Genomic DNA, 20,210 nt, shown 5'->3' on the forward strand with positions numbered 1-20,210 from the left:
GGGCGCGCCGAACGGCGCGCGGACGTTCATCGTGCCACGCGGCGTCACGCAGGGACCGGGGTGATCCCGGTGCGTTCGGCCACGGCCGGCGGTTCGCCGTCGGCCTCCCGAACCACGCCGCGGCGCGGCGTCCCTATCCTTGCCGGGTGCCACGCCCACACCTGCTGTACGTCGCCTGGGGATTCCCGCCGTGCCGGGGCTCCGGCGTGTACCGCGCCCTCGCGACCGCCAACGCCTTCGCCGACGCCGGCTGGGACGTCACCGTGCTCACGGCGCCCCGAGCGGTGTTCACCGAGCTGTTCGGCGCCGACCTCTCCCTCGAGGCCCGCGTGCACCCCGCGATCAAGGTCCTGCGGGTGCGGCAGGAGCTCGCCCACATCGAGACCGACCTCGCCTCGTACTCCCGTGCCCGGGTCGCCTCGGAACCGGCGTGGTTCTCGGCGTTCATGCGCTCCACGGAGGCACGTTTCCCCGAGCGGGTGTACGGCGGCTGGGCGGCCAACCTGCGCGCCGCCGCCGATCAGGTCCACGCCGCCCACCCGGTCGACCTCGTCCTCGGGACCTCGAACCCGCACGTGGACTTCGTGCCCGGCGCGCGGCTCGCGCGGCGCGCCGGCGTGCCCTACGTCCTCGACTACCGCGACGGCTGGGCGCTCGACGTGACGACGGGCCGACGCGTGTCGGGGCCTCGCTCGCGGGCGTGGCGGACCGAGAAGGACCTGCTGCTCGGTTCGCTGGAGGCGTGGTTCGTCAACGCCCCGATCCGCGACTGGTACGACGAGACGCTGCCCGAGGTCGCCGACCGCACGCACGTGGTGGCCAACGGCTACGACGGCGACCTGGGCGCGGCCATCGACGAACTGCGCGTCGAGTCGGCCCCCGACGACGACGCCCCCCTCACCTTCGGCTACCTCGGCACGCTGTATGGCTCGGTGCCGGTGCGCGAGCTGCTCGAGGGCTGGCGCGCCGCACGATCACGGAGCCCGGAGATCGCGCGGGCGCGGCTCGTGCTGCGCGGGCACGTCGGGCACCAGGGCGCCCCCGACGAGCGGGCCATGGCGATGCTCGCCGAGTTCGCGGACGACGGCGTCGAGCACGGCGGGCCCGTGCCTCGGGCCGAGGTGGCGTCGGTGTACGCGGGCTTCGACGTGCTGGCGCTGCCGCTGATCCCCGGGCGGTACGTGACGAGCGGGAAGGTCTTCGAGTACGCGGCGACCGGGCTGCCGGTCGTCTCCGTGCACGGGCCCGAGTCGGCCGCCGCCTCCGTCCTCGAGGGGCACCCGGCGTGGGTGCTGCCGGAGTCCCTGGGCGCCGACGACGTCGCGGACGCGCTCGTCGCCGGGGCCGCGCTCGCCCGGGCGTCGACGCCGGGATCCGTGGCCGCGACCCGCGGGTGGGCGAGCCGGTACGCGCGCGAGGAGCAGCTCGCGCCGCGGGTGGCCGCGCTGGGTGAGTTCGTGGCGCGCCGGGCGACCGAGCTCGGCCTGCCGGTGCCGGTCGCGCAGCCGCACGAGGGCGTGGGTGACGGTGCCGATCACGGCTCCGCGCAGGGCGGGCGCCACCGTGCCCCGGGCCCGGCGGACGGTGGGACAACCGACGCGAGCGCCGCGGACGCCGGTCTGGCACCCGACGGTGCGGCACCGGACGGTGCGGCACCGGCGGGCGCGGGGGCGCCCGCCCCCGGCCCCGACGGCGGCCCGTCCGCCGCGCCGTCGCGGTTCGCGCTCGTCGTCGGCAGCGCCGACCCGGCCGACGAGGTGCTGGCCCGCGCGGCGGGCTCCGGCGACCTGTCGGAGCGGCTCGGCACCCCGGGCGCGCCGGCGCACGTCACGCTCGTGTGCCGCACGGCGCCGCGCGCGCCGGTGTCTGGGGTCGCCGTCGTGCATGTCGTCGCCGAGCACTCCTCGACGCCCGCCCGGATCGCGGACTCAGCCCGCTACCGGTCCCTCGACGCGGCCGCGCGGCGCAGCGTGCCCGGCCGGCTGCTCGCCACGCTCTCCCCGTTCGACGACACGCGCACCGTGTGGCGAGCCGTCCGCGCGGACGCCACGGCCGAGGCGCTGGCCCGGCAGGCGGACCTGGCGATCGCCGTCGACCTGCCCGCCGTGCGCACGGCGTGGAGCTGGCTGCGCGCCGGCGTCGTCCCCCTTGCTGTCCACGGGGTCGCCGCGGCCGAACGGCTCGTCCACCGGGAGGCCGGCGAGACGGACCGGGCCCGCGGGTGAGCTCCCCGAGCACACCGGACGGCGGGGCCACCGCCCGGCTGCCGCGCCTCGACTCGCTCACCGCCCTGCGGTGGTGGGCGGCGCTGGCGGTGTTCGCCCACCACATGACGAACCTCGCGCCGCTGCCGATCCACGGGCCGCTCACGCTCGGCGCCCAGGGCGTCGCGTTCTTCTTCGTGCTCTCCGGCTTCGTGCTCACGTGGTCCGCCCGGCCGGGAACGCCGGTCTCCACGTTCTACTGGCGGCGGTTCGCCCGCATCTGGCCGGCGCACATGGTCGCGCTGGCGCTGGCGGTCCCGGTGTTCGTCGGCCCACCGGCCGACGTCGGGGAGAGCTGGGTGCGGCCGCTGTCCGCCGTCCTGCTGCTGTCCGTCGTCCTCCTGCACGGCTGGTCGAACAACACCGAGGTCGTGTTCTCGGGGAACCCGGCGTCCTGGACGCTGTCGCTCGAGGCCTTCTTCTACGCGACGCATCCGTGGCTCGACCGGGTGCTCGGACGGACGGGTCGGCGCGCCGCGATCGGTGTGCTGCTCGCGATCCCGGTGGCGGCCGCGGTGCTCTACCTGGCCCGGTCGGAGATCTCGGCGATGGAGAACCTGCCGCGGCCCGTGCTGCGGCTGTGGGAGTTCTGCCTCGGGATGGCCCTCGCCCACGCGGTGCGCCTGGGCTGGCGTCCGCGCATCCCGGTTCCGGTGGCGCTCGGCGTGCTCCTGGTCGTGTGTGCGGGGGTCTTCCTCGGGCCGCGGCTCGCCCCCGAGGTGTGGGCGGACCTGCGACTGGGCCCCCTCACCCCGGTGGCGATCCCCACGGCCTGCGCGATCGTCATCGCCGCCTACGGCGTGCGCGAGCTCCGGGGCGTCGCGGACGGTTCCGGCAGGGGCGGGCCGGCCCGTGCGCTGGTCCGGCTCGGCGAGTGGAGCTACGCCTTCTACCTGCTGCACGCGACGATCATCTACGCCTGCCGCACCTGGTTCGGCCTGCAGCCGATGGGCTGGGGCAACCTGCTCATCTACGTGGTCGTGCTGCTGCCGTCGATCGCGGCCGCCTGGGCGCTGCACGCGTTCGTGGAGAAGCCGGTCGAGCGCCGGCTGCGCCGGTGGAAGGACGAACGAGATGCGCGGCGGGCCACCGCGTCCGGTCAGTCGGTCTCGCCGGATGCCGCGTAGTCGCTGCGGAACGCGTCCGCCATGTCGACGAAGCGACCGTCACCGGTCATCAGCGCTAGCTGATCGAACTGGTTCGTCACCCCACGGTGGTAGCTCGGCGGGCGCCAGTCCGTGTCACGGCAGTAGCCGGCCGCGCAGTAGTAGGAGATGCCGTCCGGCACCCGGTACTGCTCGTAGGTGCCGATCATCGTTGCCGCACCACCGTCGAAGAGCTGCGCCGCGTGCTCGTCGTCGGTCGCGTTGGCGTAGTCGTACAGGCCGAACATCGCGTACATGTGGCCGTTGACGACCTGCGTCGTCTGGATGCTCTCGGCGACGAACTCCTCTAACCACAGGTGCCCGTCGAGCACGTGCGCGAACCACGGCCCGTCGCCCGGTCGCGCGTGGAAGGTCTCGAAGGTCTCGTGGGCGGCGTCCATCCACCGGTCGTCACCGGTCTCCTCGTAGAGCCGGACGAGCAGGGAGAGCGCCTGCCCCTGGGCCATGCCCGAGTACCACGGGGCGAGCAGAACCATTCCTTCCTCGTCGCTGTTGAGCGAGTGGTCGAACGGGTACGGGTACCAGCGGGCTCCCTCGATGTCGACAGACCCCTCGAGGAGGTAGTCCGCGTTCGCGACCGCCCGATCGAGGTACTCCTGACCTCCGGTCACCCTGTAGGACTCGAGCAGGTAGAGCCCGTACCTGGCGAGGTCCACCGGGTGGTACCAGCGTGTCCCGCGCTGCCAAGGGATCTCCCAGTGCGCGACGCCGTTCTCGTCGACGGGCCGGTCTGGGTCGTCGAGGGCGATGACGGTCTCGGGAGTACGCGCGTAGGGCTGGGGATTGATCCGCCGGGGCTCGGTGCCGTTGAGCGCGTAGTCAGGCTCGGGAACACTTCCGGCGCACGCAGTGAGGACCAGGAGCAGGACGGCTAGAAGAGAGAGAGAGAGGGAACGGCGCTTCACGAGGTGCAGGATAGGGAAGGGAGCGCCCGCGATCGGGCGGGCCGTCGTCGTCGATGCAGCTGCTGTGCCGGACCTACCCGTCCGTCGCGCTGTTATGTACCGTGTGAGTCGTCGCCGGACACGGCACGAGCGAAGGGGCCACATCATGAAAACGCGTCTGCGCCGTACCGCGACCGCACTGCTTGCACTCGCCGGAGCCACCGCCGTCGTCACCAGCTCGGCCGGCGCGGACGCCGGGCGCCCCGACGGGATCTCCGACGCCGCCTGGGAGGACCTCCAGGGGCAGATCGCGCGCGGGGAGGTCGCGCCCGGGCAGGTCGAGAACCGGATCGCGATGCAGGAACGCGTCGCGCCGATCGCCAGCGACATCGCCGGCCGCCACCCGGACACTTTCGCCGTCTCCGAGATCCTCGACGACGGCACCGCCCGCCTGCACCTCACCGGCGAGGTTCCCGACGACGTCGTCGACCAGTTGGCCGGAGAGCCGGACATCACGGCGCACGGCGGCGCCGCCTACGACTCGCACACCTCCGACGCCGTCTCCGCCGCGGTACACATGGCGCTGAGCGAGCACCTGGGCGCGGACGCCTCGCTCTTCACCGTCGCGGACCCGGTGACCGGCGAGATCACCGTCGACGTCTCCACGGCTGCCGGCGCCCAGGAGCTCGAACGCGCCATCTCCGACGATGAGATCGACCTCGACGACGAGCTGCTCGCGCCCGCCTCCGGGGCCGGTGGCGTCACGGTCGACGAGGCGAGCGTCCTCGACTCCGTAGCGATCGGCGTCGACGAGTCGCTGTCCTTCGAGACGCTCGCGTTCCACACCGACGACGGCACCGCCCGCCCCGACGTCGGGCGGGGCTGACCCGGCCGCGCAGCGCTCAGCCGCGGATCGCGCCGAGCACCACCTCGGCGGCCGCCCGACCCGCCGCGGCCGAGGACGCGTGCTCGGCGACCCACCCCGCGAGGCGGGCGGCGTCGTCGGGCCCGGGTTCGCGCGTGAGCGCGGCGACCATGGCCTCGGCGACGGCTCCGACGTCGTGCGGGACCGCCCAGCCCAGGTCGTGCGCGGCGATGTCCGCCCGCGCCGGCCCCGGCCCCGCGTAGATCGCCGGGACCCCCGACGCCCACGCCGCGTACGCCTTGGTCGGGTAGGCCAGGTCGTAGCCGATCCCCGGGCGGATCGAGACCAGCGCCGCCCGCGCGCCGCGCTGCCACCTCGCGGCCTCCGCCTGCGGCACCAGCCCCCGCAGCTCGACCGTCCCGCGCGGCAGGCCCGCCGCCAGCCGCTCGAGCTCCGGCCACGCGCTGCCCTGCCCGAGGACGACGACCCGCGCGTCCGGCACCCGCTCGAGCACCCGCGGCATCGCGCGCAGGAAGACGTCCGCGCCCTGCCACTCCGAGGCAGTGCCCGCGTAGAGGAGGTAGGGGCGCCCGTGGGGGTCCTCGGGTCCGGGGCCGTCGGGGGTGAAGGTCTCGGTGTCCGCTCCCCCACGCACGACGACGACGTCCCGCGCGCCGAGCTCGGCCGCCCGGGCGGCCACGTCGTCGGAGACCGCGATCGCCCGGGCCGCGCCGGCGAGGATGGCGCGCTCGGCCCGGCGCAGCATCGCGACGACAGCGCCCGGCGCCCCGGTCGCTGCCGCGGCGTCGGACCACACGTCGGGGACGTAGGCCACGTACGGGCGACGGCGCAGCGCGGCCACCGCGCGCACGACCAGTCCCGTGGTCGGCGGGGGCTCGACGACGTAGACGTCCGGGGCCGGGTCCGCGAGCAGGCGGGCGGCCAGCGGGACGTCGAAGGAGAGGTAGGGGACGTAGCCGCGGAGATAGCCCTCGGCGTCGCGCAGGACCGGGGCACGGGAGACCCGGGTGCCGGGGTGGTCCGCGATCGTGGCGTCGGCGGGCGGCTGCGCGGTGAGCACCCGAGTGGCGGCGCCGGCGTCGCGCAGGCCGCGGGCGAGCGCCGAGAGCCGGAACGAGGCGGCCGCCGGCTCGGGGTCCCAGATGCGGGAGGCGATGGTCACCCGTGGTCGGCGCGCGGCTGGCATGGCACCCATTGTGGCGGAGGGCAGGGGGCGGGACCGCCGAGCGCGTCCCGTCAGGAATCCGGAAGTGATCGGTTCCTGCGCTGCGTCGAGTTGGACCGAACTCGGTCGAGACAGACTTCGGCGCGGTCCACCTCAGGCGAGACAGGTCCACCTGGGCAACAGTCGTCGTCGAGGTGGACCCTGCTCGGTCGGGACTGACCTCGGCGCGGTCCACCTCAGTCGAGACTGGTCCACCTGGGCGAGGGACCCGCAACAGCGAAGGAGCACACAGGACCTGTGCCTCACCCGCGGTCCACAGGCCCGGGCCTCCGCCGGGCGGCGTCCGGCTCGGCATCTCCAGACTGCGAGCATGTCCCACGCCGCAGAACCCCGAACGATCCATGTCCCGCCCGTCGCGCTGGGCGACGTCCGAGAGCTCACCCGTTCACTGACTCCCCGCGCGAAGCACAGGAACGAGCGGCTCGTGCGGATCCGACGGGGCAGCGTCGCCCTCGTGCCGACGGGCGTCCACCCTGCCAAGGCCGCGGAGGCCCAGCACCTCGCCCGGTGCCGAGCGGTGGACCGGCGCCTGACGGCGCCCCATGTGCTCATGCTCGAGTCTGCGGCCCTGCTGCACGGCCTGTACGTCTGGCGCGTGCCGGACAAGGTCCAGGTCGGTTCGCCGGCCGTGCGCAGCGGGAGCAACACAGCGCGCGACATCCGCCGCCACCGCGTCAACATCCCCGACCAGGACGTCGCCGAGGTGTCCGGCATCCGCGTCACCGACCCGTCGCGCACGGCGATCGACTGCGCACGCCTGCTCCATCCGCACGACGCTCTCGTCGTCGCCGACCATGTCCTCGCACGTCGGACCCGCGCCGACCGGAGCCAACGTGACCGCGTCGACCGGGAGGCCGAGCAGATCCGAAGCCAGTTGCTGGGCCGCCTGCGATCTGAGTTCGCCGGCGCGCGGGGCGTCCGTCAGGCCGTCGCCGTCCTCTCGGCGGCTACGCCGTGGGCCGAGTCCGCGTGGGAGACGCACGTGCGCTGGATCCTGCTGACCTGGGGGGCTCGCGACGTCGTCGTCCAGCAGCGGGTACCTGCGGGTGGGCGGCGGTACTTCGTCGACCTCGCGATCCGCATCGGGACGAAGACCGACGGATCGCCGATCTGGTTCATCATCGATTTCGACGGGCGGGTGAAGTACGGCGACGACCCGGCCGTCACCTCCGACGCGCTGCTGCGGGAGCGTCGTCGCGACCTCGACATCGAGCGCGCCGGCCACGTCATGCTGCACCTGACCGCGGCGCAGGCCGGGGACCCCGCCACCGTCGTCGGGCTTGTCCGGGAGAAGCTCCCGGCGTGGGCGTCGCTCGACCTCGACCCGGTCGCCGAGCTGCTGCCCCGCCCGCCGCGACGCACAGACGCGCCGAGGTAGACCGGACCCGACCGGGACAGACCTCGCGGCAGTCCACCTCGACCGAGAACGGTCCACCTCGGCACACGTAGTCGCCGAGGTAGACCGAACCCGACCGGGACAGACCTCGCAGCAGTCCACCTCGACCGACAACGGTCCACCTCGGCGGAGTACGGCGGAGGCGGAGACGGGGGACGAGGCCCCACACCGCGGCCCCCGCACCCGAGGACTCCCTACAGCTGGACGGCCACCCCGTCGCCGGCGGCGGACAAGATCGCCTCGACGACCTCGAGGGTGTGCACGCCCTCGGCCATCGACACCGCCTCGTCACCCGTGCCGAGCACGGCGTCGCGGAAGCGCTCCTGCTCCACCCGCAGCGGCTCGCGCTTGGGGATGGCGTACCGCGTGACGTCCCCCTCGGAGACCCCGCGGAAGTTGGCCACCGCGTCCCACTCGGTCGGCACCGTGCCGTTGGCGTAGAAGGTGAGGTCGATGGTCATCGTGTCGGCCACGAGCGCCCCGCGCTCACCGGTCACCACGGTCCTGCGCTCCTTGAAGGGCGAAAGCCAGTTGACCGTGTGGCTGACGATCGTGCCGTCGGCCAGCTGCCCGGTGGCCAGCACCATGTCCTCGAACTCGCGCCCGGACCGGTGCGTGGTCCGCGCCCAGATCGAGGCGTACGGCGAGCCGGCGACGAACGCGGCGAGGTCGACGTCGTGGGTGGCGAGGTCCTTGACCACGCCGACGTCCGAGATGCGCGCCGGGAACGGCCCCTGCCGCATGGTCTGGATCTGGTAGATCTCCCCGAGGAAGCCTTCCTCGAGCTTCTGCCGCAGCGCGACGATCGCGGGGTTGCACCGCTCGACGTAGCCGACGGCGCCGGTGAGCCCGGCCTCCTCGAAGGCCTGCGCCACGCGCCGCCCCGCCGGGACGTCGTGCGCGATGGGCTTCTCGACCATCGTGTGCACGCCGGCGTCGGCCAGCGCGAGCGCGACCTCCTCGTGGTACACGGTGGGGACCGCGACCATCGCGGCGTCGATGTCGGCGGCGATGAGCCAGTCGACGTCGGAGCCGACCTCGAGGTCGCCCGCGACGCCGAAGCGGTCGCCCGCCGGGTCGGCCACGGCCACGAGGTCCATGCCCTCGGTCTCGCGGATGACCCGGGCGTGGTGGCGTCCCATCGACCCGAGCCCGATGAGTCCGACCCGCAGGTCGCGCGCGCTGTCCACGTGCTCTCCCATCGCGATCACGCCCCCGCGCTCGTCACGGCGGCCACCGCGGTGACGATCCGCTCGAGGTCGCCCTGGCTGAGCGAGGGGTGCACCGGCAGCGAGATGACCTGCTGCGCGGCCCGCTCGGTCTCGGGCAGCTCCAGACCCGGCGCGAACACGGCGAGCGACTCCAGGCGGTGGTTGGGGATCGGGTAGTACACGCCGCAGCCCACCTTGTGCTCCTCGCGCAGCGCGGTGACGATGCGGTCGCGCTCCGCCCCGCCGTCGCCGTCGACGGGCACCCGCACCGTGTACTGGTGGTAGACGTGCTCCGCACCCTCGGCCACCGGCGGGACGACGACGCCGGTGAGGTGGGCGTCGAGGAAGGCCGCGTTCGCGCGGCGCTGCTCGGTCCAGCCCAGGACCTTGGCGAGCTGGACGCGGCCGATGGCGGCGTGCACGTCGGTCATCCGCGTGTTGTGGCCGACGACCTCGTTGGCGTACTGCTTCTCCATGCCCTGGTTGCGCAGCAGCCGCACCCGGCGGTCGAGGGTCTCGTCGGTGGTGGTGACCATGCCGCCCTCGGCGGAGGTCATGTTCTTCGTCGGGTAGAGCGAGAACGCGCCGAAGCGGCCGAAGGTGCCGACCTGCTGGCCGTGCAGCGTGGCGGCGTGCGCCTGGGCGGCGTCCTCGAAGATCTCCAGGTCGAGCTCCTCGGCGAGGGCGCCCAGGGCGTCCATGTCCGCGGGGTGCCCGTAGAGGTGGACGGGCATGATGCCGCGGGTCCGCTCGGTGACCGAGGCCCGCACCGACTCCGGGTCGAGGCAGAAGTGGTCCGGCTCGATGTCGGCGAACACCGGCGTGGCGCCGGTCAGCGCCACGGAGTTGCCCGTGGCGGCGAAGGTGAACGAGGGGACGATGACCTCGTCGCCCTCGCCGATGCCGGCGGCGGCCAGGCCCATGTGCAGCGCGGAGGTCCCGGAGTTGACGGCGATCGCCGTGCTGCCGGGGGTGAGCACCGCGGCGAACTCCTCCTCGAAGGCCTTGACCTCGGGGCCCTGGGCGATCATCCCGGTCTGCAGGACACGGTCGACCGCGGCGCGCTCGTCGTCACCGACGATCGGCCTGGCCGCGGGGATCATGGGCAGCTCGTCGTTCACTCGTCCTCCTCGGTCTCCGTCAGCACGCCGTCGGTCTCGACGTACCTGCGCCCGGTCAGCGGGCAGGACCATTGTTCCCCGTCCTGGACCAGTCGGGCGCCCGAACGACCCACCCATCCGATCCGCCTGGCTGGTACGCCGGCGACGAGCGCGAACGGGGCCACGTCCTTGGTCACGACGGCGCCGGCCGCGACGGTGGCCCACGCGCCCACCGTCACCGGCGCCACGCACACGGCCCGGGCGCCGATCGCGGCGCCCTCCTCGATGGTCACGCCGACGGCGTCCCAGTCGGAGGCCGACTTCAGCGAGCCGTCGGGGTTGACCGCGCGGGGGTAGGTGTCGTTGGTCAGCACCGCGGCCGGGCCGATGAAGACGCCGTCGCCGAGCCGCGCGGGCTCGTAGACCAGGGCGTAGTTCTGCACCTTGCAGTGCCGGCCCATCTGGACGCCGGTGCCGATGTAGGCACCGCGCCCGACGACGCAGCCCTCCCCCAGCACGGCGTCTTCGCGCACCTGCGCGAGGTGCCAGACCGAGGATCCGTCACCGACCTGTGCGGTCTCCGCCACGTCTGCGGAGTCCACGATACGTGCGGTCATGCGCTGCCTTCCGTGTCGGGGCACCGCCCTGCCGCCCGCTCGTCGCCCTCGCGACGGGCACGCGCACGGCCCGCTGCCCTGCTGTCGTCCACGAGCCTGCGAGAATGCGGCCCATGCCCATGGTGCCACCCGTGGAGGACGCCTGGCTCGTCATCCCCGTCTACAACGAGGCCGCCGTCATCGGCCGCGTCGTGGCGGAGGCCCGCGAGACGTTCCCCCACGTCGTCTGCGTCGACGACGACTCGACCGACGGCTCGGGCGCGCGCGCCGCCGAGGCGGGCGCCGTCGTCGTCACGCATCCCTTCAACCTCGGCCAGGGCGCGGCGCTGCAGACCGGCATCGAGTACGTCCTCACCCGCACCGACGCCGAGTACCTGGTCACCTTCGACGCCGACGGCCAGCACCGGGTCGTCGACGCGGTGACGATGGTGGACCGGGCGCGCGCGGAGGACCTCGCCGTCGTGTTCGGCTCGCGCTTCCTCGACAACCGCACCAAGCCGGGCCTGCTCAAGCGGATCGTGCTCAAGGCCGCGGTGTGGGTGACCAACCAGTCGACCGGCATGCGCCTGACCGACGCGCACAACGGACTGCGGGTGATCCGCCGCGACGCCGCCGCCCGCGTCGACCTGCACCAGGACCGGATGGCGCACGCCACCGAGATCGTCCTCCAGCTCGGGCGCACCGGGCTGCCGTGGTCCGAGCAGGCCGTGGAGATCGTCTACACCGACTACTCCAAGGCCAAGGGGCAGTCCCTGCTCAACTCCGTCAACATCCTCTGGGAGCTGGTGATCCGCTGATGGGCGCCTCGGGCGACACCCGCATCATCCAGGTCATCCTGCTGGCCGCGGTCGTGGTGCTCACGATCATGCTCACCCGCTCGACGGCGGGGTCCCGCCACCAGGCGATCCGCCGGCTGGGGCTGCTGGCCTTCGTGGTCCTGGCAGCGGTGTCGGTGCTCCTCCCCTCGTGGGTCTCCTCGGTGGCGCGCCTGGTGGGCGTGGGCCGCGGGACGGACCTCGTGCTGTACGTGCTGGTGGTGGTGTTCTTCGGCTACGTCGTGGTCACCGCGCGGGGGCACGCCCGGCGGGACCGGCAGACCACCGTCCTGGCCAGGCGGCTGGCGCTGCGGGAGGCCGACGACGCCGCCCGCCGGGCCGCCGGCGCCTCCCCCGACGACGACGCGCCCCCCGCCCCACCGGTCGCTCCCCCCGCCGGGCCCGCAGGACCCGCAGATCCCGTCGGGCCCGCCAGACCCTCGGGGCCCCCCGAGGAGGGCGGCCCGGCCCGAGACGTGCACCACACCGACGACTGACCGGGTGCGCCGCCCGACGGCGCCCACGGCCCCCACCTGCGCGGAGACGCGCCCCACAGCGCACGCACAGGACCTGGGCGGGGAGAGAACTCCCCCGCGCCGAGCCGAGGACGGACGTCCATCGACGGGCCGCCTCGTCCTATCGTGAACCCGATGCCGACCGATGCCCCGGACGGCGCGACGGACCGGGAACCGTCGCGCGAGGAGCCCTACCGTCCCCGGCACCTCAAGCGCGCACCGACACCTGCCCGACGCCGTCGCTGGCCGATCGTCACCGGCGCCGCCGTGGGTGTGCTGGCCGTGGGGATCGGCGCCCTGGCCGCGATGTACAACGACCTCCAGGGCAACATCACGACCGAGGACGTCGACCACCTGCTCCCCGAGGAGGACCGCCCCGAGGTCCACTCCGACCCGGACGACCCCAACGCCGGCGACGCGCTCAACATCCTCGTCATGGGCTCCGACACCCGCGAGGGCGACAACGCCGCGCAGGGCGGCCAGGAGGACGTGGAGGGGATGCGCTCCGACACGACGATGATCATGCACATCTCGTCGGACCGGGAGCGCGTGGACGTCGTCTCCATCCCGCGCGACACCCTCGTCGACGTCCCGGCCTGCCGGCTGGAGGACGGCACCCGCACCGAGCCGACCGAGGACACGATCTTCAACTCCGCCTTCCACACCGGCGGCCAGCACGGCGACGTCAGCGCCGCCGCGGCCTGCACGATCGCCACGGTCGAGGGCATGACGGACGTGCGGATCGACGACTTCGTCGTCGTCGACTTCGCCGGGTTCATCGGCGTCGTCGAGGCGCTGGACGGCGTACCGATGTACGTCGACGAGGAGATCTCCGACCCGGCCGCGGGCCTCGAGCTCGAGCAGGGCTGCCAGATCCTCGACGGCGACGACGCGCTCGGCTACGCCCGGGCGCGCCAGACCCTCGGTGACGGCTCGGACATCTCCCGCATCGGCCGCCAGCAGCAGCTGGTCAGCGCGATCGCCCGCGACGTGCTGTCCAGCCGGGTGCTCTTCGACCTGCCCCGGCTGTACTCGGTGCTCGACGCCGGCACGCAGACCCTGACGACGTCCCCGGAGTTCGGCAGCATCACCAACCTCGCCGGGCTGGCCGTCTCGCTGCGCAACCTCGACTCGGCCAACGTCGGCTTCGTCACCATGCCCTGGGAGCCCGCGGGCTACCGCGTGGTCCCCAGCGAGGAGGCCGACGACGTGTGGACCGCGCTGCGTGAGGACGACCCGCTGCCCGGGGCCACCACCGCCGCCTCCCCCGAGCTCGGTGGCGAGACGCCGTCGGCCGGCGGCGAGGGCGAGGGCGACGAGCAGCCCCGTGCCCGCGTCGGTACCGCCGGCGAGCTCGCGCGCGAGGCCCACGCGGCCGCCGAGGCCGAGATCTCCGGCGTCGGCCAGGGCGGAGCGGTCCTCGACCAGGCGCGCGCGGCCGCCGCCGAGGCCGCTGCCGCCGAGGACGCGTCCGAGGAGCCCGACGACGAGGCCGCCCCGACGGCGCAGGGCCCGGACGACGAGGAGGCCGCCCCCCTCCCCGTCTGCACCCGGTGACCCTGCCCGCGCACGACGACGGGCACCCGCCGCGCCCGCGTCGGGGTCGCTCCGCGCCACCCGGGTCGCGCCACCCGCTGGCCGACCTCCCGGCGCCGCGGCGGCGCACGCGTAACCTGCCCAGCGCAGACCGTGAGACGAGGGGGACCGCATGACCGACGACGACCCACCCCCCTCCTTCGCGCCCCGCCGCCGCTCGAGCCGGCCGCCCCGCCCGCAGCGCGGCGAGCCGCTGACCCCCACCGACGGCCGGCGCTCCCGGGCCGACGACGCGTCCGCACCGCGTGGTGACCACGGCCGCGGACGGGCCGCCGGCGGCCACGACGTCGACGACGGCGCCACCCGGGTCAACCCCGCGCGCCGGTCGGGCGGTGAGCGCCCCGCCGCGCGACGGGACGCCACCGAGCGACCGGCCGGCGACCGGTCCACGGGTCGTGTCCCGGTGCGCCGGTCGACCCGCCCCGCGCCGACCGGTTCGCCGCGCCGCGCCCCGGCCGGGCAGGACGGCATCCCCGCACGGCAGGACGGGTCCCCCGCTCGGCAGGACATCGGGGCGACGCGGGCGATGCCCGCCGTCGGGGCGGACGCCGGACGACCGTCGACCCCGCCGCCGGCGTACGCACCGCCGAGCTACGCACCGCACGAGGGCCCGCGGACGGCGGTCCAGCACGGTGCGCCGCCACCGCCCGCCCCGCCGTACGGGGACCAGCCGCCGTACCGCGACGAGCCGCCCCGCCCGCCGCGGACCAGGCGTCGGCGCCGCCGTCCGGGCCGGGTCGTCGCGCTGGTGCTCGTGGCGCTGCTCGTGGCCGTCATCGCCTGGCCGGTGGGCCTGGCGATCTGGGCCGACGGTCGCATCCAGCACACGGCCGCGCTCTCGGGGGCCGAGAACACCTCCGGCACGACCTACCTCCTCGCCGGCACGGACCAGCGCGGCGGGAACGTGCAGGACGGCGTGGAGGGCTCCCGGTCGGACTCGATCCTCGTGCTGCACGACCCACCCTCCGGCACGCCGTCGCTCATCTCGCTGCCGCGGGACACCCTCGTGTCGATCCCCGGCCAGGGCGACCACAAGCTCAACGCGGCCTACACCCTGGGCGGACCCGAGCTGCTGGTGCAGACCGTGGAGGGCCTGACGGGGCTGACCGTCGACCACTACGTCGAGATCGGCATGTCCGGGCTCGCGGAGGTGGTGGACACCGTCGGCGGCGTCGAGCTGTGCCTGGACTACGACGTCGAGGACGAGTTCTCCGGGCTGAGCTGGACCGCCGGCTGCCACGTCTCCGACGGCGCAACCGCCCTGGCATTCGCCCGCATGCGCTACTCGGACCCCACCGGCGACCTCGGGCGCGGGCAGCGCCAGCAGCAGGTCATCGGGGCCATCGCGGACGGTGTCTCGAGCACGTCGACCCTCCTCGACCCGCGCCAGCACGTGGCGCTGGCCCGGACCGGCACCGACGTCCTCACCACCGACGAGGACACCGGCATCGTCGACCTGGGTCGCCTCGCGCTGGCCTTCCGCAGCGCGTCGGGCGACGGTTTCGTCGGTGCACCGCCGATCGCCGACCCGGCCTACAGCGTGCCGGGGCTCGGCTCGACCGTGCTGCTCGACGAGGCGGCCCTGCCGGGCTGGCTGGAATCGGTGCGTGACGGGACGATCAGTCCGGCCACGGAGACGACGACCGCCCCCGCGGGCGGCTAGCGTCAGTGTGAGCGCGACGTCCCGGCCGCGCGAGGAAGGACGACGATGAACACCGACGCGCACGAGGGCCACGCCCCGCGCACCCCCACGCCCGACGACGACGCCCGCTTCGCGGCGGAGGTCGACCGCGCGGGGCACCTGCTCGACTCCGGCGACCTCGCCGCCGCGGTGTCGGTGCTCGGGGACGTGCTGGGCTGGGCGGACTCCCTGTACGGCTCGGGCGACCCCGACGTGCTGCTCGTGCGCGGGGAGCTCGGTCGGGTGCTCGGCCGACTCGGGCGCCACTACGAGGCGGTCGACGTGCTCGGGCCCGGCGTGGTGCTCGCCCGCGACCTGGGCCCCGACGACGCCGAGACGCGCGCCGAGCTCATCACCTCCCTCATCGCCGCGCTGGAGTCCTCCGGCCGCGGCCAGGAGACCCCCGCGCTCGAGCGCGAGCTCGCCGACGTCCGTGGCGCGGCGCCCGCCCAGGACGCCGACGCGGACCTCGACGGCGGGGCGGGCATCCCGCTGGTCGAGGACCTGCGCTCCGCCGCGGGGCGCGAGGACCTCACGGTCGAGGAGGCCGAGGGCCTCGTGGCCCGCGCGGACAACCCGGCCGAGCGGCAGCTCCTCCCCGACGCCCTCGGGCAGCTGGCCGCGGCGCACTCCCGGGCGGGCGACGTCGAGGGTGCCGTCCAGGCCCACGGGCGTCGTGCGGAGGCGGTGGCCTCGCTGGACGGGCCGACCTCCGGCACCGCGCTGCGGGCGGGCGCCCGCCACGTCACCGCCCTGGTGGAGGCCGGCCACCTCGACGAGGCGCTCGACGCCAACATGTTCCTCGGCCGCGACGCCCGCCGGTACCGGCCCGACGACCTCGAGCTCGCCGACCTCACCACCGCCCGCAGCGCCGACCTGCTGGCCGCCAAGGGGCGCTACGAGGAGGCCCGACAGGTCTTCGCCGAGCTGGTCGGGCTGCGCAGCAGCCGCGCGGGCATCGGGCCCGAGCACCCCAGCACGCTCGACGCCCGGCACCGGCAGGCGTGGGCGACCCTCGAGGTCGACCCGGCGACGTCGCTGGGGCAGTTCGAGCAGCTCATCGCCGACCTCGAGCGGCTGCTGCCGCCGGACCACCCGCTGCACGCCCAGGCCGCCAACGGCGCCGAGGAGGCCCGCTCGGACCTCGCCGCCCAGGGGTAGCGCAGCACGGATCCCGAACCGGACCCCGGAGCCCGGCGCCCGATCGCGGTTGACCAGGGCACGACCGGGGACGAGCGTGTCACACATGACGACAGCACGAGGCCCGGGGATCGCTGCACTCCTGGGCGCCCTCCTGCTTGCGGTCGCCGCCTGCGGGAGCACGGACACCGGCGACGACGCGACCACCGGCACGGGGAGCGCGTCGGACGACCCCGCACCCACCTCCGGCGAGGACGGGAGCCCGACGGGCGGTCCATCGTCGGGCGGCGTCCTGCCCGAGGTCGCCGAGGGCGAGCTGTCCGAGGTCGTCACGCACGACTCGGGCATCACGGTCCGCATCGACCTCGGCGAACGCGCCCCGACGTACACGGAGTCGCCCTCGGACGGCGAGACACGGGAGGCGGTGCAGGTCGAGGTCACCGTCGACAACGGCTCGGAGGAGACGGTCCCGGAGGACGGGATCCTCGTCCAGGTCGGTCACACCGATGCGACGGGCCAGGCGCCGGAGCTCGTCTGCGGCCCCGATCCCTTCACCTGCGCGCCGTCCGCCCCGATCGACCCGGGCGAGGAGGGCACCCACGTCCTGGGGTTCACGGTCGACCAGGGCGCCGACATCCAGGTGACGACGCAGGTCTGGACCGACGATGCCCCGCTCGCCGGCTTCCTCGTGCGCGGCACCGCCTGAGCCCGCCCGGCCACCTCGAGCGTCGGGTCGATCGCCGGGGCAGGGCCGCGATCGCCGACGCGCCGGTTGTGTAGTCCCGGTCGGCGGTTCGGCACCCGCAGGTTCGGTGCACGCCGGTTCGGCACCCGCCGGTTCAGTGCACCCCGTCGTCGTGCTCGTCGTCCCGGTCGGCGCTCAGCGAGGCGCGCAGGCGAGCGCCGCGCGCCCGGGCGGTGTCGGCGAGGTCCGACTGGAGGTCGACCATCCGCTCGCGCAGCTCCTCGGCGCGCCCGCCCTCGCCGGCGCCGAGGATCCGGGCGGCCAGCAGGCCGGCGTTGCGGGCACCACCGATGGAGACCGTCGCCACCGGCACCCCGGCGGGCATCTGGACGATGGAGAGCAGCGAGTCCATGCCGTCCAGGTGCGCCAGCGGGACCGGTACGCCGATCACCGGCAGCGGCGTCACCGCGGCGAGCATGCCCGGCAGGTGGGCGGCGCCACCGGCGCCGGCCACGAGCACGCGCAGGCCCCGGCGGGCCGCGGTCCGGCCGTACTCGAGCATCTCGTCGGGCATGCGGTGGGCGGAGACGACGTCGACCTCGTGGGTCACGCCCAGCTCGTCGAGCGCGGCCGCGGCGGCGGACATCACGCGCCAGTCCGAGTCCGAGCCCATGACGATCCCGACCTCGACCATGCCGTCTCCCTCACCCTCGGGCGCGGACCCGGCGCCCGCACGCGCGCCATTGTCCCCCACCCGACGGCCCACCCCGCGTCAAGCGGGTGCCTGACCTCCCCGGCGTACTCCCCCTCGTCGAGTTCGTGCCGGACTCACTGAGATCGTGCTCTGGCACGCACGACACTCACGGTCTTCAGCACGAACTCAGCGACCTGGGCGGGTGAGGTGGACTGAGCGACGTGGGCCCGGTTCAGGCCCCGTGCAGGAGGCCCACCGCCGCGCGCGCGGTGGCCAGCAGCTCCTCGTGGTCCGTGCCCACCGCGGTGACGTGGCCGAGCTTGCGTCCGGGGCGCACCTCCTTGCCGTAGAGGTGGACCTTGGCCTCCGGGTGCGCGGCCATCACCTCGGGGTAGGCCGCGGCGGGCTCGGGCCGGGCCGCCCCGAGCAGGTTGACCATGACCGCGGCCGGGGCGAGGGCGTCGGTCGCGCCCAGGGGCAGGTCGAGGACCGCGCGCAGGTGCTGCTCGAACTGGCTGGTCACGGCGCCGTCGATCGTCCAGTGCCCGGAGTTGTGCGGTCGCATGGCGAGCTCGTTGACCAGCAGCCGGTCGCCGTCGGGGCCGGGCGCGACGAACATCTCCACCGCCAGCACCCCGGTCACGCCCAGGCCGGTGGCCACCTGCTCGGCGATCTGCCGTGCCTGCGCCGCCAGGCTCGCGGGCGCCCCGGGGGCCGGTGCGAGCACCTCGGCGCACACCCCGCCCTCCTGCCGGGTCTCGACGACCGGCCAGCTGCGGACCTCGCCGGTCGCGCCACCCGGGCCCGTCCCACCGGGGCGCCTCGCGGTCAGCGCTGCCAGCTCGGCGACGAAGGGCACCTTCTCCTCCACCAGCAGCCGGTCGCCCGGGGCGAGGTCGGCCAGCCAGTCCGCGGCCGCGTCCGGGGAGTCGACGACACGCACGCCCTTGCCGTCGTAGCCGCCGCGGGCGGTCTTGACCACCACCTGCCCGCCGGCCTGGGCGATGGCTGCCGCCAGCCCGTCGGCGTCGGCGACCGTCGTCCACCACGGGCAGGGCACGCCGAGACCGCCGAGCCGCTCGCGCATGACGATCTTGTCCTGGGCGTGCACGAGCGCGTCCGGCCCCGGCCGCACGGGCACCCCGAGGGCCGCGACGGCGTCGAGCACCTCGCGCGGGGTGTGCTCGTGCTCGAAGGTGAGCACGTCGGCGCCCTCGACGAGGCGTCGCACGGCGTCCGGGTCACCCGGTCGTCCCACGACGACGTCGGGCACCACCTGCGCAGCGGGAGCGTCCGCGGACTCCACGAGCACCCGCAGGTGCACGTCGAGGGCGAGCGCCGCCGGCGCCATCATGCGGGCGAGCTGCCCACCACCGATCACGGCCACGGTCCGTCGGGTCACGGTCGCCCACCCTAGGTGCTCGGCCGCGCGCAGCGCCGCCCGGTCCGCGCTCTCAGCCCTTGCGGTAGAGCACCCGCACCATCCGGTCGAGGTTCTCCTCGACGGCGCGACCGGCCGCCACCGTCAGCGGGGAGAAGACGTAGGTCTCCGGCTCGTCGACGAGCAGCTGCTTGGCGGCCTCGAGCGCGGCCTTGTCGGCGTACGTGTAGTAGTTGATCTTCTGCACGCCGCGGGTGATGCACTCGCGGTACTCGTCGTCGGACAGGCCCGACCCGCCGTGCATGACGATCGGCACGCCGGTGCGCTCGCGCAGCGAGGTGATGAGCTCGTACTTCAGCTTCGGGGACGCCTTGTACAGGCCGTGCACCGTGCCGAATGAGCAGGCCAACGCCGTCACGCCGGTGGCCCGGACGAACTCGGCCGCCATCTCGGGGTCGGTGTACAGCGACTCGTCGCCGATGCCGCCGTCGGAGTCCTTGCCGTCCTCACGGCCCGGCATCACGCCGAGCTCGCCCTCGACGCCGGCCCCGTACTCGTTCGCCAGCTCGACGACCTGGCGGGTCACCTCGAGGTTCTCCTCGAAGGTCAGGCGCGAGCCGTCGATCATCGCCGAGTTGAAGCCGACCTCGAAGCCGCGGCGCACGTAGTCGATGGACTCGCCGTGGTCGACGTGCACCACCAGCGGCGCGCTCGACCGTTTGGCCAGCTCGAGCATCGCCGGCCCGATGTTCTCGATCGCGTTCACGGGCTCGTGGACCTGCGCGTGCTGGAGGATGAGCGGGACCTCGTGCCGCTCGGCCACCGTGATCGCCGCGACGAGCATCTCCAGGGTCGGGGTGTTGACGGCCGCGATGCCGTACCCGTTCTGCTCGCCGAGGTCGAGCGCTTCCTTCAGTCCGATGAGCATGTGCACTCCCTGTGGTTCGTCGTCGC

General features: G+C 74.5%; 18 protein-coding genes. 10 read left to right on the top strand and 8 right to left on the bottom strand.

The window, feature by feature from the left end; translation table 11 throughout:
• The first annotated feature begins 146 nt into the window (after nt 1-146).
• Together AC3D3D_RS05470 and AC3D3D_RS05475 are read left to right on the top strand one after the other, a co-directional pair.
• Nucleotides 147-2,225, top strand: coding sequence for a glycosyltransferase (locus AC3D3D_RS05470; RefSeq protein ID WP_463661167.1), 2,079 nt, complete (start codon nt 147-149; stop codon nt 2,223-2,225).
• A complete protein-coding gene (locus AC3D3D_RS05475; protein ID WP_463661166.1) occupies nt 2,222-3,391 on the top strand; it encodes an acyltransferase family protein in 1,170 nt (389 codons plus the stop codon). The genes AC3D3D_RS05470 and AC3D3D_RS05475 overlap by 4 nt, the downstream gene beginning before the upstream one ends.
• Here AC3D3D_RS05475 and AC3D3D_RS05480 read toward each other — a convergent pair.
• Nucleotides 3,364-4,335 carry a D-glucuronyl C5-epimerase family protein gene (locus AC3D3D_RS05480; protein WP_463661165.1) on the bottom strand — a complete coding sequence of 324 codons (972 nt, stop codon included), beginning with the start codon at nt 4,333-4,335 and terminating at the stop codon, nt 3,364-3,366. The two genes, AC3D3D_RS05475 and AC3D3D_RS05480, sit on opposite strands and share 28 nt — an antisense overlap.
• A gap of 145 nt (nt 4,336-4,480) precedes the next feature.
• Between AC3D3D_RS05480 and AC3D3D_RS05485 the strand changes: the two genes are divergently transcribed.
• Nucleotides 4,481-5,200, top strand: a complete 720-nt coding sequence (locus AC3D3D_RS05485; RefSeq protein WP_463661164.1) for a hypothetical protein — start codon at nt 4,481-4,483, stop codon at nt 5,198-5,200.
• 16 nt (nt 5,201-5,216) lie between these two features.
• On the opposite strand, the gene AC3D3D_RS05490 is transcribed toward AC3D3D_RS05485, so the two are convergent.
• A complete protein-coding gene (locus AC3D3D_RS05490) occupies nt 5,217-6,386 on the bottom strand; it encodes a glycosyltransferase (RefSeq protein ID WP_463661163.1) in 1,170 nt (389 codons plus the stop codon).
• Between the two features lie 463 nt (nt 6,387-6,849).
• Between AC3D3D_RS05490 and AC3D3D_RS05495 the strand changes: the two genes are divergently transcribed.
• Nucleotides 6,850-7,803: a type IV toxin-antitoxin system AbiEi family antitoxin gene (locus tag AC3D3D_RS05495; protein ID WP_463661162.1), complete on the top strand. Its 954-nt coding sequence runs from the start codon at nt 6,850-6,852 to the stop codon at nt 7,801-7,803.
• Between the two features lie 212 nt (nt 7,804-8,015).
• On the opposite strand, the gene AC3D3D_RS05500 is transcribed toward AC3D3D_RS05495, so the two are convergent.
• From AC3D3D_RS05500 to AC3D3D_RS05510, 3 genes are read right to left on the bottom strand one after another with little or no spacing between them, the layout of a single operon-like run.
• On the bottom strand, nt 8,016-9,023 hold the full coding sequence (locus AC3D3D_RS05500) for a Gfo/Idh/MocA family protein (RefSeq protein WP_463661161.1): 1,008 nt from the start codon (nt 9,021-9,023) through the stop codon (nt 8,016-8,018).
• A gap of 5 nt (nt 9,024-9,028) precedes the next feature.
• Nucleotides 9,029-10,135 carry a DegT/DnrJ/EryC1/StrS family aminotransferase gene (locus AC3D3D_RS05505; protein ID WP_463661351.1) on the bottom strand — a complete coding sequence of 369 codons (1,107 nt, stop codon included), beginning with the start codon at nt 10,133-10,135 and terminating at the stop codon, nt 9,029-9,031.
• A gap of 14 nt (nt 10,136-10,149) precedes the next feature.
• On the bottom strand, nt 10,150-10,749 hold the full coding sequence (locus tag AC3D3D_RS05510) for an acyltransferase (protein ID WP_463661160.1): 600 nt from the start codon (nt 10,747-10,749) through the stop codon (nt 10,150-10,152).
• Between the two features lie 104 nt (nt 10,750-10,853).
• Here AC3D3D_RS05510 and AC3D3D_RS05515 point away from each other — a divergent pair, with 104 nt between their 5' ends.
• The 6 genes from AC3D3D_RS05515 (at nt 10,854) to AC3D3D_RS05540 (ending at nt 17,202) form a co-directional block, all read left to right on the top strand.
• On the top strand, nt 10,854-11,546 hold the full coding sequence (locus tag AC3D3D_RS05515) for a glycosyltransferase family 2 protein (RefSeq protein WP_463661159.1): 693 nt from the start codon (nt 10,854-10,856) through the stop codon (nt 11,544-11,546).
• Complete coding sequence (locus tag AC3D3D_RS05520) at nt 11,546-12,061, top strand: DUF2304 domain-containing protein (protein ID WP_463661158.1); 516 nt, start codon at nt 11,546-11,548, stop codon at nt 12,059-12,061. The genes AC3D3D_RS05515 and AC3D3D_RS05520 overlap by 1 nt, the downstream gene beginning before the upstream one ends.
• Nucleotides 12,062-12,214: 153 nt before the next feature.
• A complete protein-coding gene (locus AC3D3D_RS05525) occupies nt 12,215-13,636 on the top strand; it encodes an LCP family protein (RefSeq protein ID WP_463661157.1) in 1,422 nt (473 codons plus the stop codon).
• A 151-nt stretch (nt 13,637-13,787) separates the two neighbouring features.
• On the top strand, nt 13,788-15,338 hold the full coding sequence (locus AC3D3D_RS05530; RefSeq protein WP_463661156.1) for an LCP family protein: 1,551 nt from the start codon (nt 13,788-13,790) through the stop codon (nt 15,336-15,338).
• 45 nt (nt 15,339-15,383) lie between these two features.
• Nucleotides 15,384-16,517: a hypothetical protein gene (locus AC3D3D_RS05535; RefSeq protein WP_463661155.1), complete on the top strand. Its 1,134-nt coding sequence runs from the start codon at nt 15,384-15,386 to the stop codon at nt 16,515-16,517.
• A gap of 85 nt (nt 16,518-16,602) precedes the next feature.
• Nucleotides 16,603-17,202 (top strand): hypothetical protein, encoded by a 600-nt coding sequence (locus AC3D3D_RS05540; protein WP_463661154.1) that lies wholly within the window; start codon nt 16,603-16,605, stop codon nt 17,200-17,202.
• A gap of 133 nt (nt 17,203-17,335) precedes the next feature.
• On the opposite strand, the gene purE is transcribed toward AC3D3D_RS05540, so the two are convergent.
• The 3 genes from purE to AC3D3D_RS05555 all read right to left on the bottom strand — a co-directional run bounded on the left by purE (nt 17,336) and on the right by AC3D3D_RS05555 (nt 20,184).
• Nucleotides 17,336-17,875 (bottom strand): 5-(carboxyamino)imidazole ribonucleotide mutase, encoded by a 540-nt coding sequence (gene purE, locus AC3D3D_RS05545; RefSeq protein ID WP_463661153.1) that lies wholly within the window; start codon nt 17,873-17,875, stop codon nt 17,336-17,338.
• Between the two features lie 232 nt (nt 17,876-18,107).
• Entirely contained in the window at nt 18,108-19,277 is a 1,170-nt protein-coding gene (locus tag AC3D3D_RS05550; protein WP_463661152.1) for a 5-(carboxyamino)imidazole ribonucleotide synthase, read from the bottom strand.
• A gap of 52 nt (nt 19,278-19,329) precedes the next feature.
• On the bottom strand, nt 19,330-20,184 hold the full coding sequence (locus AC3D3D_RS05555) for a class II fructose-bisphosphate aldolase (RefSeq protein ID WP_463661151.1): 855 nt from the start codon (nt 20,182-20,184) through the stop codon (nt 19,330-19,332).
• Between the last annotated feature and the right edge of the window lie 26 nt (nt 20,185-20,210).

Source organism: Georgenia sp. X1117, from assembly GCF_057784635.1.

What these genes read in the sequence shown, in the direction of transcription:
- AC3D3D_RS05485 (WP_463661164.1), top strand. Translation starts at nt 4,481, where the DNA reads ATGAAAACGCGTCTGCGCCGTACCGCGACCGCACTGCTTGCACTCGCC.
- AC3D3D_RS05490 (WP_463661163.1), bottom strand. Translation starts at nt 6,386, where the DNA reads ATGCCAGCCGCGCGCCGACCACGGGTGACCATCGCCTCCCGCATCTGG.
- AC3D3D_RS05500 (WP_463661161.1), bottom strand. Translation starts at nt 9,023, where the DNA reads ATGGGAGAGCACGTGGACAGCGCGCGCGACCTGCGGGTCGGACTCATC.
- AC3D3D_RS05505 (WP_463661351.1), bottom strand. Translation starts at nt 10,135, where the DNA reads ATGATCCCCGCGGCCAGGCCGATCGTCGGTGACGACGAGCGCGCCGCG.
- AC3D3D_RS05510 (WP_463661160.1), bottom strand. Translation starts at nt 10,749, where the DNA reads ATGACCGCACGTATCGTGGACTCCGCAGACGTGGCGGAGACCGCACAG.
- AC3D3D_RS05515 (WP_463661159.1), top strand. Translation starts at nt 10,854, where the DNA reads ATGCGGCCCATGCCCATGGTGCCACCCGTGGAGGACGCCTGGCTCGTC.
- AC3D3D_RS05520 (WP_463661158.1), top strand. Translation starts at nt 11,546, where the DNA reads ATGGGCGCCTCGGGCGACACCCGCATCATCCAGGTCATCCTGCTGGCC.
- AC3D3D_RS05525 (WP_463661157.1), top strand. Translation starts at nt 12,215, where the DNA reads ATGCCGACCGATGCCCCGGACGGCGCGACGGACCGGGAACCGTCGCGC.
- AC3D3D_RS05530 (WP_463661156.1), top strand. Translation starts at nt 13,788, where the DNA reads ATGACCGACGACGACCCACCCCCCTCCTTCGCGCCCCGCCGCCGCTCG.
- AC3D3D_RS05535 (WP_463661155.1), top strand. Translation starts at nt 15,384, where the DNA reads ATGAACACCGACGCGCACGAGGGCCACGCCCCGCGCACCCCCACGCCC.
- AC3D3D_RS05540 (WP_463661154.1), top strand. Translation starts at nt 16,603, where the DNA reads ATGACGACAGCACGAGGCCCGGGGATCGCTGCACTCCTGGGCGCCCTC.
- purE (WP_463661153.1), bottom strand. Translation starts at nt 17,875, where the DNA reads ATGGTCGAGGTCGGGATCGTCATGGGCTCGGACTCGGACTGGCGCGTG.
- AC3D3D_RS05555 (WP_463661151.1), bottom strand. Translation starts at nt 20,184, where the DNA reads ATGCTCATCGGACTGAAGGAAGCGCTCGACCTCGGCGAGCAGAACGGG.